This is a genomic window from Myxococcus eversor (assembly GCF_010894455.1).
GTDB classification, from domain to species: Bacteria; Myxococcota; Myxococcia; order Myxococcales; family Myxococcaceae; genus Myxococcus; species Myxococcus eversor.
In genome coordinates this window covers 218,221-230,759 of record NZ_JAAIXY010000007.1, presented here as the reverse complement: position 1 = coordinate 230,759, position 12,539 = coordinate 218,221, and the positions used below count along the sequence as shown (strand labels likewise).

Annotated in this window: 9 protein-coding genes; 4 read left to right on the top strand and 5 right to left on the bottom strand. The window is 66.9% G+C overall.

Annotated elements, in window-relative coordinates; genetic code table 11:
- Positions 1 to 12 precede the first annotated feature (12 nt).
- Positions 13 to 1,056, bottom strand: coding sequence for a fatty acid desaturase (locus G4D83_RS16380; protein WP_163865691.1), 1,044 nt, complete (start codon positions 1,054 to 1,056; stop codon positions 13 to 15).
- A gap of 133 nt (positions 1,057 to 1,189) precedes the next feature.
- The gene (locus G4D83_RS16375) at positions 1,190 to 1,870 is read right to left on the bottom strand and encodes a TetR/AcrR family transcriptional regulator (protein WP_163865690.1); all 681 of its coding nucleotides are present in this window, start codon (positions 1,868 to 1,870) and stop codon (positions 1,190 to 1,192) included.
- Between the two features lie 236 nt (positions 1,871 to 2,106).
- Here G4D83_RS16375 and G4D83_RS16370 point away from each other — a divergent pair, with 236 nt between their 5' ends.
- The 4 genes from G4D83_RS16370 to G4D83_RS16355 all read left to right on the top strand — a co-directional run bounded on the left by G4D83_RS16370 (position 2,107) and on the right by G4D83_RS16355 (position 8,796).
- Positions 2,107 to 3,300, top strand: coding sequence for an efflux RND transporter periplasmic adaptor subunit (locus G4D83_RS16370; protein WP_163865689.1), 1,194 nt, complete (start codon positions 2,107 to 2,109; stop codon positions 3,298 to 3,300).
- Between the two features lie 12 nt (positions 3,301 to 3,312).
- A complete protein-coding gene (locus tag G4D83_RS16365) occupies positions 3,313 to 6,444 on the top strand; it encodes an efflux RND transporter permease subunit (protein WP_163865688.1) in 3,132 nt (1,043 codons plus the stop codon).
- A gap of 104 nt (positions 6,445 to 6,548) precedes the next feature.
- On the top strand, positions 6,549 to 8,045 hold the full coding sequence (locus tag G4D83_RS16360; RefSeq protein ID WP_163865687.1) for a pectin acetylesterase-family hydrolase: 1,497 nt from the start codon (positions 6,549 to 6,551) through the stop codon (positions 8,043 to 8,045).
- A gap of 61 nt (positions 8,046 to 8,106) precedes the next feature.
- Positions 8,107 to 8,796, top strand: a complete 690-nt coding sequence (locus G4D83_RS16355; RefSeq protein ID WP_163865686.1) for a hypothetical protein — start codon at positions 8,107 to 8,109, stop codon at positions 8,794 to 8,796.
- A 237-nt stretch (positions 8,797 to 9,033) separates the two neighbouring features.
- On the opposite strand, the gene G4D83_RS16350 is transcribed toward G4D83_RS16355, so the two are convergent.
- The 3 genes from G4D83_RS16350 to G4D83_RS16340 form a co-directional block, all read right to left on the bottom strand.
- The gene (locus tag G4D83_RS16350; RefSeq protein ID WP_163865685.1) at positions 9,034 to 9,912 is read right to left on the bottom strand and encodes an SGNH/GDSL hydrolase family protein; all 879 of its coding nucleotides are present in this window, start codon (positions 9,910 to 9,912) and stop codon (positions 9,034 to 9,036) included.
- A gap of 117 nt (positions 9,913 to 10,029) precedes the next feature.
- Positions 10,030 to 11,163, bottom strand: coding sequence for an STM4014 family protein (locus G4D83_RS16345; protein ID WP_163865684.1), 1,134 nt, complete (start codon positions 11,161 to 11,163; stop codon positions 10,030 to 10,032).
- A 6-nt stretch (positions 11,164 to 11,169) separates the two neighbouring features.
- A complete protein-coding gene (locus G4D83_RS16340) occupies positions 11,170 to 12,531 on the bottom strand; it encodes a WGR domain-containing protein (RefSeq protein WP_163865683.1) in 1,362 nt (453 codons plus the stop codon).
- Between the last annotated feature and the right edge of the window lie 8 nt (positions 12,532 to 12,539).

Here is a 12,539-nt window from a genome sequence, read left to right as displayed (position 1 = left end):
GCGTCAGGCCTTTCAGTCCCGCGTCGGGGCGGGAGGTGTCGCGGTGGCCAGTCGCCAGAGCAACGAGGGGATGCCGATGACGGGCCGCGGGAAGAAGTGGCTCCGCTGCTCCGGGCTCAACACACGGCGCAGGAAGAAGTGCAGCCGGAGCTGCTGGTACCAGGGCAGCGCGGGCGCCAGATGATGCGACAGATGACAGGGTTGTCCCCACGGCCCGCCGCCGAGGAGCAGTCCCCAGAAGCCCAGGCCCAGCTCCCTCGTTCCATTCACCCGGTCCAGGGGCATGAAGAGGTGCTCGGTGCTCTCGCGCAGCCTGTCCAACACGAAGCTGAGCCAACTGCCGACGAGGAACAGCGCCACGCCCGTGAAGAGCCACCCATGGAGCCACGTCGCCAGCACCGCGCAGAGCACCAGGTACACGTTGGTCAGGGCGACGGAGAGCCTGCGGCTGCGCGTGTGCTCCTGGGGGCGCCAGGGGAAGTAGTCGGAGTGACTGAGCATGGGCGCCAGCGGGAGCAGGCTTCCCAGGAGCCGGCGGAAGCGGACGAAGTGGGTGAAGGAGCCGTCGTCCTCTGTCCCCAGGCTCCGGTGATGGCTCGCATGGGCCTCCCTGTAGTGGAGCGGGTCCGCGAGGAAGAGCCGGCAGGCATTGTTCGCGAGGACTCGCAGCGTGCGCGCCAGCCGTCCCTCGCCGATGATGATGAGGTCGTGCGCGGCGCCTTCGTGCACGCTGAAGGTGACGATGCCGCACACGAGGAAGCCATGCGCCGCGCCGGACACCAGCCCCGCGAGCACGGTGTTGCCCGGTGTCGACAGCGTCCAGGGCAACACGGAGGGCAGCAGCGTCAGTGACAGCACATCCGCCGCGAACAGGCCCAGCAGCAGCAGGACGTTGACGGTGTCATGCAACACGGGGTGGGCGCGGAACTGCTCCAGGAAGTCCCGGGCCCGGTGCCGGATGGCTTCGAGCTGGGACGGCGTCAGGGAGGGAAAGGCTCCGAGCGCGGACGCGTGGTGCGCGGCTGCTCGCCGCTGGTCATCGGGATGGAGATTCATGAATGGAGAGCCGTCGAGACAGGCGCTGGAGGTGCAATCAGGATGTATTTGATTGCACCCCGGCTCAACTCGCATGGGGGCTCACATTCTCGCCACCGAGGGGAAAGGGGCCTTCGTCGCGCGCTCCCCGGGGCTACTGCTCATATTTCCGTCGAGGCGCGGCGGACCGGTGGGGCGGAGGGCGCAAGGCCACGGGCTCGGGGCGCAGATAGCCGAGCACGAGCGCGCACAGCTCCTCCGGGAACGGCTCGTTCGTGAGGTAGTCGGGGCGGTCCACCCCCGCGGCGTGGCAGAGCGCCTCCAACGTGTGGACGATGATGAAGACCGCCATGTCCAGCTCGCGCGGCCGGATGTCCTCCAGGCGCGCCGCGAGGAACGCCCGCACCAGCCGGAAGAGCTGTTGCTCGAACGTGTCCACGTATCCCAACGGACGCAGCACGGGCAGCAGGGCATACCGGAGCGGATCCAACTGGGGATGGAGCCGCTTGAGCGTGAGGATCTTCTGGATGATGGCGCGGACCGCCACGTTCAGCGACGCGGAGGCGGAGTCGTGCAGCGCCGCCTCGAACCCCGCGAGCCACTGGGCGCCGTGGTGCTCCAACACCGCGAACACCAACCCCTCCTTGTTCGGGTAGTACTGGTAGAGCGAGCCGATGCTGACCCCGGCCTCCTGGGCAATCCGGTTGGTGCTCGTGGTCTCGTAGCCATCACGAATGAGGATGCGGGCGGTGGCCGTGAGGATGGCGTCGCACGTGGCCTGTGCCCGCTGCTGGCGAGGTTGCTTCCGACGAGTGGGGGACGCGCTGCGCGGCATCACGACTCCTTGAGCTGGAGCCGAACCATTTCAAGGAGCAGCGCTCAAGGTCCAATCGGGAAAACCCGCGCCTGTCAGACTACCGGGGGCACTTTCGTAAGTGTCCAGCGATTTTCCGCCAAGAGGTTCCACTCCGATGTGCATGCGGTTTTGGTGGCGGGAACTCGTGCATTCGGTAGAGGAAGGGCCGCGCCGAGGTCTGGCGCCCTGTTTTCATCCCCGCTCCCGAGGTTGTCATGTGGTCTCGCTCGCGCTCGCTTCGGCTGGCGCTCGTTGGTTTGTCGTCCGGCGCCGCGCTTCTGGCCGCCTGCCAGAAAGCCGCCCCTCCGCAAGAGGCCTACGGGCCGTCGCAAGTCACCGTCGTCACGCTGAAGGCGGAATCCGTGCTCCTCACCCGGGAGCTGCCGGGCCGCACCAGTGCCTTTCTCGTGGCGGAGGTCCGCCCCCAGGTCAACGGCCTGGTCCAGCGCCGGCTCTTCACGGAGGGTGGTGTAGTCAAGCAAGGGCAGCCGCTCTACGAGCTTGACGACGCGACCTACCGCGCGGACTACGGCAGCGCGAAGGCCGCGCTGGAGCGTGCCCAGGCGACCTTGACCTCGGCCGCCCTGACGGCCAGGCGCTCGGCCGAACTGCTGCGGCTCGAGGCCGTCACCCCGTCGGACAACGAGAAGGCCGTGGCCTCGCTGGGACAGGCGGAGGCGGACGTCAAGGCCGCGCAGGCCGCGTTGCAGCGGGCGAGCGTGACGCTGGGCTACGCCCGCATCACCTCACCCATCTCCGGGCGCATCGGCAAGTCGTCCATCACCCAGGGCGCGCTCGTCACCGCCAACCAGCCGACGGCGCTCGCCGTGGTTCAACAACTGGACCCGCTCTACGTCGACCTGACCCAGTCCAGCAGCGAGCTGCTGCGGCTGCGCAAGGAGCTGAATGCCGGGACGCTCAAGAACACCGACAGCACGCCGGTGACGCTCCTCCTGGAGGACGGCAGCCGCTACGAGCATCCCGGTTCGCTGACCTTCTCCGACGTGACGGTGGACCCGGGCACCGGCAGCTTCGCGCTGCGCGTGACGGTGCCCAACCCCGACCAGTCATTGCTGCCCGGCATGTACGTGCGCGCGCTCGTCGGCAACGGGCTGCGCCAGCAGGGCATCCTCGTTCCCCAGCAGGGCATCGCCAGGGACGCGAAGGGCAACGCCTCCGCGCTGGTGGTGGGCAAGGACGGCAAGGTCGAGCCTCGCGTCGTCCAGGCCAGCAGGACGGTGGGCGACCGGTGGCTCGTCGACAGCGGTCTGGTCGAGGGTGACCGGGTGATTGTCGAAGGCCTCCAGAAAATCCAGCCGGGGATGCCCGTCCAGGCGACGGAAGCTCCACCGGCGGTCGCGAAGCCAGGGGAATCAGAGCCCCTGGTTCCCGCGAAGACGCAGGAGTGACGGGACCTTCACATGGCACGATTCTTCATTGACCGTCCGATCTTCGCCTGGGTCCTGGCGATCATCATCATGATGGCGGGCGCGCTCTCCATCACCCAGCTCCCCATCGCGCAGTACCCCGTCATCGCGCCTCCCACCGTGACGGTGGCGGCCATCTATCCCGGTGCCTCCGCGAAGGCCATTGAGGACTCCGTCACGCAGGTCATCGAGCAGAGCCTGAAGGGACTCGATGGGTTGCTCTACATGTCGGCGACCAGCGAGTCGAACGGCACGGCGACCGTCACCCTGACGTTCAAGAACGGCACCGACCCGGACATCGCGCAGGTGCAGGTGCAGAACAAGCTGCAGCTCGCGATTCCGCTGTTGCCGCAGACGGTGCAGCAGCAGGGCATCGCGGTGAGCAAGGCCGCCTCGGGCTTCCTGCAGGTGATTGCCTTCGTCTCCGAGGACGGCAGCATGGGCGGCGACGACATCCAGGACTTCGTCGCCACGAACCTGGTGGACCCCATCGCGCGCGTCCCCGGCGTGGGCAACACCCAGGTGTTCGGCACGATGTACGCGATGCGCATCTGGCTGGACCCGAACAAGCTGGACACCTACGCGCTGACTCCGAACGACGTCATCGGCGCCATCCGGGCCCAGAACCAGCAGGTCGTGGTGGGGCAGCTCGGTGGGACGCCGTCGGTGCCGGGCCAGCAGTTGAACGCCACGGTGACGGCGCAGGACCGGCTCCAGACGCCAGAGCAGTTCCGCGACATCATCGTGCGAGGCAACGCCGACGGCTCCGTGCTCCGGCTCGGAGACGTGGCCCGGGTGGAGCTGGGGTCGGAGAACTACAGCATCATCAGTCGCTACAACGGCAAGCCCGCCACCGGCATCGCCGTGTCGCTGGCCGCCGGCGCCAACGCGCTGGACACGGCGCAGGGTGTCGCCGCGGCCCTGAAGGACCTGGAGCCGACGCTGCCCAAGGGCATGAAGGCGGTGATTCCGTTCGACACCACCCCGTTCGTGCGCGTGGCCATCATGGGGGTCATCTCGACGCTGCTCGAGGCCATCCTCCTGGTGTTCCTGGTGATGTACCTGTTCCTCCAGAACTTCCGCGCGACGCTGATTCCGACGATTGCCGTGCCCGTCGTCCTGTTGGGGACCATCGGCGTGCTCACGGCGCTGGGCTATTCGGCGAACATGTTGACGATGTTCGCGATGGTGCTTGCGATTGGCCTGCTCGTCGATGACGCCATCGTCGTCGTCGAGAACGTCGAGCGACTGATGAGCGAGGAGGGGTTGTCTCCCGTGGAGGCCACCCGCAAGTCGATGGACCAGATCACCAGCGCGCTGGTGGGCATTGGCGTCGTGCTCTCCGCGGTCTTCATTCCCATGGCGTTCCTCGGAGGGGCCACGGGCGTCATCTACCGGCAGTTCTCGGTGACCATCGTGACGTCCATGGTGCTCTCCGTGCTGGTGGCCATCGTCCTCACCCCGGCGCTCTGCGCGACGCTGCTCAAGCCGATTGCCAAGGGACACCACGTGAAGGAGACGGGGTTCTTCGGCGCGTTCAATCGCGGCTTCGACAAGGGCAATGCGGGGTACCAGCGGGTGGTGCGTGGAATCCTCTCCCGGACCAGGCGCTTCATGCTCATCTTCGTGGTGATGGTGGCGGTGATGGTGGCGCTGTTCCTGCGGCTGCCCAGCTCCTTCCTTCCCTCCGAGGACCAGGGCTTCCTGTTCGCGCTGGTGCAGACGCCCGTGGGCGCGACGCAGGAGCGCACCATGAAGGTGATTGAGCAGGTGGAGCGGCACTTCCTGGAGGACCAGAAGGACGCGGTCGCCGCGCTGTTCAGCGTGCAGGGCTTCAGCTTTGGCGGCAGTGGCCAGAACTCCGGCATCGCGTTCATCAACCTCAAGGACTGGTCCGAGCGGAAGTCGCCCGAGCTCGGCGTCAACGCCGTGGCGGGCAAGGGCATGGGGGCGCTGTCGCAGATCCAGGATGCGCTCGCGTTCGCCTTCCCGCCGCCCGCGGTGTCGGAGCTGGGCAACTCGGCGGGCTTCGTCTTCTACCTCAAGGACAACGCCGGTCAGGGCCACGAGGCGCTGACGGCCGCGCGCAATCAGTTCCTGGGCGCGGCGGCGCAGAACGGGTTGCTTGCGAACGTGCGGCCCAACGGGCAGGACGACACGCCGCAGTTCCGCATCGACGTGGATGTCGCGAAGGCCTCCGCGCTGGGGCTGGCGACGGCTGAAATCAACAACACGCTCTCGGTGGCCTGGGGTGGTCAGTACATCGACGACTTCATCGACCGGGGTCGCGTCAAGCGGGTGTTCGTCCAGTCCGACGCGCCGTTCCGCATGGTGCCCGAGGACTTCAACCGCTGGTCGGTGCGCAACATGAAGGGCGAGATGGTTCCCTTCACCTCCTTCGCCAGCTCGCGCTGGGGCTCCGGCTCTCCGCGACTGGAGCGCTTCAACGGCGTGTCGGCGATGGAGATCAACGGCGAGGCCGCTCCGGGCGTGAGCTCCGGCGTGGCGATGGCCGAGGTCGAACGGCTCGTCTCCCAGTTGCCTCCCGGCTTCGGCCTGGAGTGGGCGGGGCAGTCGTACCAGGAGCGCGCGGCGGGTGCTCAGACGCCGTTGCTCTACACGCTCTCGCTGCTGCTGGTCTTCCTGTGCCTGGCGGCGATGTATGAGAGCTGGACGATTCCCACGGCCGTGCTGCTCGTGGCGCCGCTGGGAATCCTGGGGACGGTGCTGGGAAGCGCGCTGCGGGGAATGGACCGCGACGTGTACTTCCAGGTCGCCATGCTGACGACGGTGGGACTCTCCAGCAAGAACGCCATCCTCATCGTCGAGTTCGCGAAGGAGAACCTGGACAAGGGGATGGAGTTGATTGAGGCGACGCTGACGGCGGTGCGCTCGCGTCTGCGGCCCATCCTGATGACGTCGCTGGCGTTCGGCTTCGGCGTGACGCCGTTGGCGATTGCGTCCGGCGCGGGCTCGGGCGCGCAGCGGGCCATTGGCACCGGCGTGCTCGGGGGCATGATTGTCGGCACGCTGCTGGGCATCTTCTTCGTGCCGCTGTTCTTCGTCGTCGTCCAACGGGTGTTCAGCCGACGCCAGCGCGTGTCGGATACGCCGCCCGCTGGCTGAGTTCCATGCTTCCTGGCTGGAGTCCGTCCCTGGTGGCGGGCTCCAGCCTCGGAAGTAGAGTCGGGACCTCCGCGACTTTCTCGGGTGTCGCGGGTTGAGAGGGAATGCGCTCTCTTCTCTTGCTGCTCCCCGTTGTCCTGACCTGTTCCGCCTGTGGTGAGGCGGAACCTCGCCACGTGCCCCTCTCCGAGGCGGGCGTCACGGACCCGTCGCTCGAAGCCGTGGCGACGGCGTGTGTGCCTGGAGCCTCGGTATCCTGCTCCTCGCTGGCGTCCGCCTGGGCTGGAGGGACGGCCACCTGTCGGCCCTCGGGCAATGGCTACAACGTCACCGCGTGCACTCGTGCTGGCAATCCCGCACGACGGCTGACGGAGACGGTGCGCCCGGCGCTTCGAGATGCCCGCTGGACGGATGCCCGGTGCAACCTGGGCGACGAGTTCGTCCTGGAGGTCACCTTCCCTCCGGTGCCCCCAGGTGGAGCCCTGCCGACGCAGTGGGTGCTGCGCCTCGAAGGCGGGGGCTTCTGCGCGTTCGACAGCGAGAGTCCGCTGGGGGGCTGCGGCAATCGGGGCATCGACCTGGTGTCGTCGGTGAACCTGCCCGCGGACAGGGCGCTGCGGGAGAGCGCTCCCGCGAGCCCTGATGACTTCAGTGGCGCCATCGATGTGCTCGGCCACTACTGCTCCAGTGACTTGTGGACGGGCACGGCCCTGGATGCGCCCGACATCACCTACAAGGGGACGCGGCGGGATTGGCGCTTCACGGGGGCGCACAACGTGGAGGCGATGCTCGCCGTGCTCGTCGAGCGATATGGCCTGGATGACAACAAGGCCCTGCGAGTGCTGTGGCGGGGAGGCTCGGCGGGAGGCTTTGGTGCGTTCAACAACACGCATCGCGTGGTGAGGCACCTGCCCAAGGCCGCGAAGGCGGGGCGGCTGCTTGTCTTCCCGGGTGCCGGGTACCTGCCGCTCGACTGGAATCACCCGGACTATCCCGTGCTTGGGATTGGCTCGGGGCTGGAGGCGTTCGAGGAGCTGACGAGCATCTGGAAGTCTTCGCTCACACCGTCCTGTGTGGCCGCGCGGACGCCGGGGGACCCCGTGCATCCTCCGCACGAGTGCATCAGCGGTCCGGTGCTCTACGACATCATCACCGCGCCCGTATCGGAAGGGGGCTTCGACCTGCCCACGCTCGTCTGGCAGAACCGCCAGGACCAGCTCTACATGTCGAACGCCGGGCTGCCGTATCTCTCCACGACGAATACCCCGGCGGAGCGCGCGGCGCGTACCGAGTGGGTGCAGACCATGAACCGGGCCATGGGAGTCACCGGCAGGAACGCCTCGTCGCGCATGAAGTGGCTCTACGCGCCGAGTGACCCTGTCGTGCTCCGTGCCAATGGCTCCGTCGAACCGAACGTGCACGGGGCGCAGCTCTACAGCAATGACCCGCCGACAGGTCCCACCCACTCGCTCAACTCGGTGCTCTCGCGGTTCTGGAACACGATGCTCAACTCGGCGCCTGGGCGCGGTCGTGCCACGGGAGAGGTGCACACCTTCGATTGCAACTGGGTGCCCTCTCGCGACGCCACGGGCTGCGACTGAGCCTCGCTAGAGCGCCGATGTCGAAACGACGCCCTGACACAGGCTCGTCGCGGTGAACGGAATGGCGCCGTTGGGTGGCGCCGCGCGACAAACGCGTCTCCTCGCGTATCATCCAGCGATGAGCGATAATCCGGTCTCGGACCGATACCATGCTTGCATCGCGCCCCTCGCGGCTTCCTCGGTGGCGAAAGCTGGTCGGTGCGTGCTGTCGTATGGCCACAATGGCGCCGACCTCGCCCGCGTACGACAGACTCTGACACTGCCCGCGGCAATCGAGCGCTTCTACGGGCGGGCTGATTCCATGCAGATCCGATGGCGTTTGCAACAAGGCGCCGCAATCGAGTACCTCGACCGCGAGATCGACATCGTTGGGGGAGAGGCGAACGTCCTCCCTGTTTCCACATGCGTCGACGGCATCGACGGCCGACGTGGAGCGGAACTACTCGACCCGTACGGCTCCTTTCCGGAGGCGCGTGAGTTGCTCGACCGCCTCGCGCCCTTCGATTACTGCGAGGGCGAGTTCGCGGTCTGCCTCGAAATGGAATCGGGCCGGGTCCTCGACCGGCTGCATTTCGTGCCACTCGACGGAGTCGGAGAGATCCGGCCGCTGCCCGTGGGCGTCGAGGACTATTTGCAGCGCGGCTTTGCCATGCGTTTCATACACCACTGGGTCGAGGCAGCATTCTTCGACAGTCCTGACTGGACGGCGTTCTCGAAGCACTATCTCGCGCAGGTCTTCGGTTCGGAGTAGGCGACCGATTACTCGCTCTTCGCCGGAAGTCGGGACGTGAAATCTCGTGAGATTTCCGTGTGCTGCTGCCGAAGGTCCGACGCGCAAGAATCCTTACACATATCGCGGGCGTTCGCGGCTTCAAGGTCATCGGCCACCGATGGGTGGGCGCCGACGGGCAGCTCGTCGTGCCGGTCATGGGCTTCGATGTCCCACCGAGCGTGTTGGCGGTCATCGCGGAGCGCGGAAATCTGGTCATCAGTACGCGGGCTCGGCCCACGGGGCGTCTTCCTCCAGGATGGATGTCGCGTCCTCGACGAGGTCATAGGCGCGGTCAGCCAGGATTCCGTGGGCGTAGCTGGTGGGGTGGATTTCATCCCAGAACAGATACGTGTCCGGGTTGACCGCCTTGCCCTTGGCCGTGGACGTCACGTTGGTCAGCCCATACGCGGACGGGCGCGAGGTGATGTCCAGGAAGAGGGCATACACATCCATGCCGCCGAGCGTGAGGCCCGGGAACTCCGTCCGGAGCCGGGCGAGGGACTGGGCCCACAGCGTGTTGAAGTGCTGCGAGGGCGGCTGGAGCACGGCGGTGCCCAGTCCGCCCGGAATGGACAGCGCGGCGGGCGTCTTGTGCAGCGGCGGCATGTTGACCCAGAGCACGTACTTCGCGCCGGCCCGCGCGAGCAGGCGAATCTGGGACTCGATGTTGGAGACGGCCGTGGCGGCCGTGTTCTTGAGGCCCGTGGCGTCGAAGGGGTTTGCCTGGGCCCGGTAGTTGATGTCATTGCCGCCGCCCCAGAGAACATAGAGGGCGGTGGCCGACGCGGTGGGATGCGCGGTGAGATAGCTCCGGACCTGCGTCGTCATGCCGCTGGTGACGGCGCCACCCCGGGCGTAGTTCGTCCCGCCGTCATCGGAGGCCACGAGCGGAAGGGCGAGCTGGTTCGCCAGTTGCTTTACCCAGACACCCGTAATCTGACTCCTGGGATTGGAGGTCGGGCTGCTGGTGGCGATGCCATTGTTGCCGTAGTCACTGAGGCTGTCGCCAAACACGACGAGCTGGGTCTGCGCGCCCGCGTGGACGGGGACCAACACCGTCAGGACGACGGCGGCGAGGAGAAGGCGGAACGACATCAAGGAAGACTCCAGAGCAAGGATGGAACGTCTTCCTGTTTGTCGGGAGTCCGCGAAGCAAGTTTCTTGTTAGTCTCGTATTTCGTGGTTCGAATAATTTTCTACGTCACAGCGTATTCAGCCAGTCCTGAGTGCCTCGCGGATCTCCCACTCGTAAACAGAAAGGCCGTCGCGGCGCAGGCTGGGAAGCAAGTCTCCAAAGGCATTCGCCTCCACCACGCGGTGTCCGGAGAAGTACTCCTCGAACATCAGGTCGATGCCCACGTGAAGACAGTCATGGGCGCGCGCCACCACGCGGCAGCTCTCCATCGCCGCCTTCCATTCGTTGCGCGGCACCGCTGCCTGCAACTCCGCCGGCTCCCCGCGCCAGCCGCCCAGGTGCAGGTTGGTGATGGGGCCCCGGCTCTGGCGCACCACCATGAAGGCGGGCTCTCCGCGCACCGCGAGCACCCGACAGTCGAAGTAGTCGCCGTCCAGCCGTGCCTTGGGAATCGAGCGCTCCACCTGCGAGCCCTCGCGCAGCAGGAAGTCCAGCACCTCCTCCACGCGCTCTGGCTCGGTGACTCGGCGCACCTTCAGTGAGTTGTACCAACCCGTCGGCGCCTGCTCGATGGTGGTGACCAGCGACTCACGCCCACGCTGTCTGCGGAAGATGGCCAGACACGACGCCGACGAACCGCACGACACCTTCACGAACACCTCGCGCCAGTCCTCCTCGTCCATCCGCTCGCGCAGCGACTCCACGTCCGTCACCCCGTCCAAGGGCTCCGGCACGGGCACGCCGAGCGCCGCGTACCTCCGCGAGGTGATGCGCTTGTCGAACAGGTCCGCGATGCTCGCGGTGGACTGCAACACCCTCCAGCGGGGCCGCTCCCGGAACACCGCCTCCAATTCGGAGAGGACCCGTAGGAACCCCAGGTGTCCCTGTCGCGGCGCGAGAATGCGCCCGTGGTCCTCGACGAGCGCATCCACGACGTCCGGTGCGAGCACCTGTCCGCCGTACTCCCGCGCGGCTTCATACCCGCGCTTCAGCAGCGCCTTCTCCACCTCCCAGCTCTCACCCGCGGAGTCGATGCGGACGAGGGCGTCCGTATCGGGCAGCTCCGCGAGGAGGGCAGGGCGCTTCACCAGCTCCCGCCAGGGCACCACCCTCGCGGGCGGAAGGCCCTGGCGGGCCAGCGCGTCCTGAAACAGGGTGACGCGCCGGTTCTCAGCGTTGCCGATGAGGATGAAGTCAGCCGCCGCCGTCATGCGGCGCTACTCGCCCACCGCCGCGTAACGGTATTCCTCGTCGTAGTCACGCTGGCTGCCCGCCGCCACCGTCGCGGCCAGCTTCGCCACCAGCTTCTCGCCGGCCTTGGTGAGCGTGTTCTCCGTCACGTCCAGGTGCTTGAGGTGCTTGAAGGCCGCCGCGTTGTCCGCGAGCGTCTGCGCGCCCGTGTCAGACAGACAGCCCCTGGACAGGTCCAGCTTCTCGAGCTGGGGGAGAATCTTGGCCGTGGGCAGCACCTTCGCCAGCTCGTCCGTGAACTCCGAGTTGCACAGGCCCAGCACCTTGACGTTCGCCAGACCCTTGCCGTCGAGGATGGGCTGGATGTCCTCCAGACCGCCCTCCGCGCCGTAGTTCTCCGAGCCGAACCAGACCTCCAGCTTCTCCAGCTTCGGCCACTTCGCCGCGGCGATGGACTTCACCGCGCCCAGCGGCAGGCCGCCCGTCTCCATCGTGAACTCACGCAGCTCCGGCAGGTCAATCTTGCCCAGGTCCGCGGACCCACCGCGCAGCCGCAGCGAGCGCAGGTTGGGCAGCACCTTGTAGAGCCCGGAGACGTCGTTGATATACGACCAGGAGATCTCCGTCTCGTCCGGGTACTCGAAGTCGCCGAGGAACAGGCTGCGCAGCGTCGGCAGGCTCTTCATCTTGACGATGGCCTTGATGGGCTCGTCGTAATAGTTCTCGCCCTCCATATCCACCATGCCGATGGTGAGCGATTGGAGGAACCGCGCAGACGGGTGCGCGAGCAGCTTCGCCAGCGTCTCGGCGACCTCCAGCTCGGAGTCGTAGTCCTTCTTGCCCAGCCGCGCGTCGCGGATGAAGCCCAGGTGCCACTCCACCTTGAGCTCGTCCTCGGACCACGCCTTCGCCAGTGAGCCGAGCAGCAGCGCCTTGTGCTTCTTGATGTGCGCGTTGATCTGCCGCTTGAGGTTGGAGGCCTCGGTGCCTTCGGCCTTCGACAACGCATTCTGGAAGGCGACGAGCTCGCCGCGCGGGTCGCCCTGGCTCTGGAGCCAGTCGCCGTAGACGAGGTACGCGTCCGCGTTGTCCGGGTCCTTCAAGATGGCGGCTTCAAGCTCCGGGTTGGACTTGCCCTCGACGCTCGGCGCCTCGTCGTCCCCGTCCTCGCCCCCTTCACCGTCCCCCACCAACTCGTAGCCCTTTTTCTCCTTCTCGCGGACGAGCTTGTCGTACTCCTTCTGGGCCGCTTCGGCGGAGTCGAAGGACTGCGTCTTCTCCTGGCCGTCGGTGTCGATGCGCCCCCAGTGCGTCGTGAAGGACTTTCCCTCGAGCTTGATCTCCCAGAACTTGTTGGAGCTGCCTTCCTTGAACTCATACCGCGGCATGGCCCGTC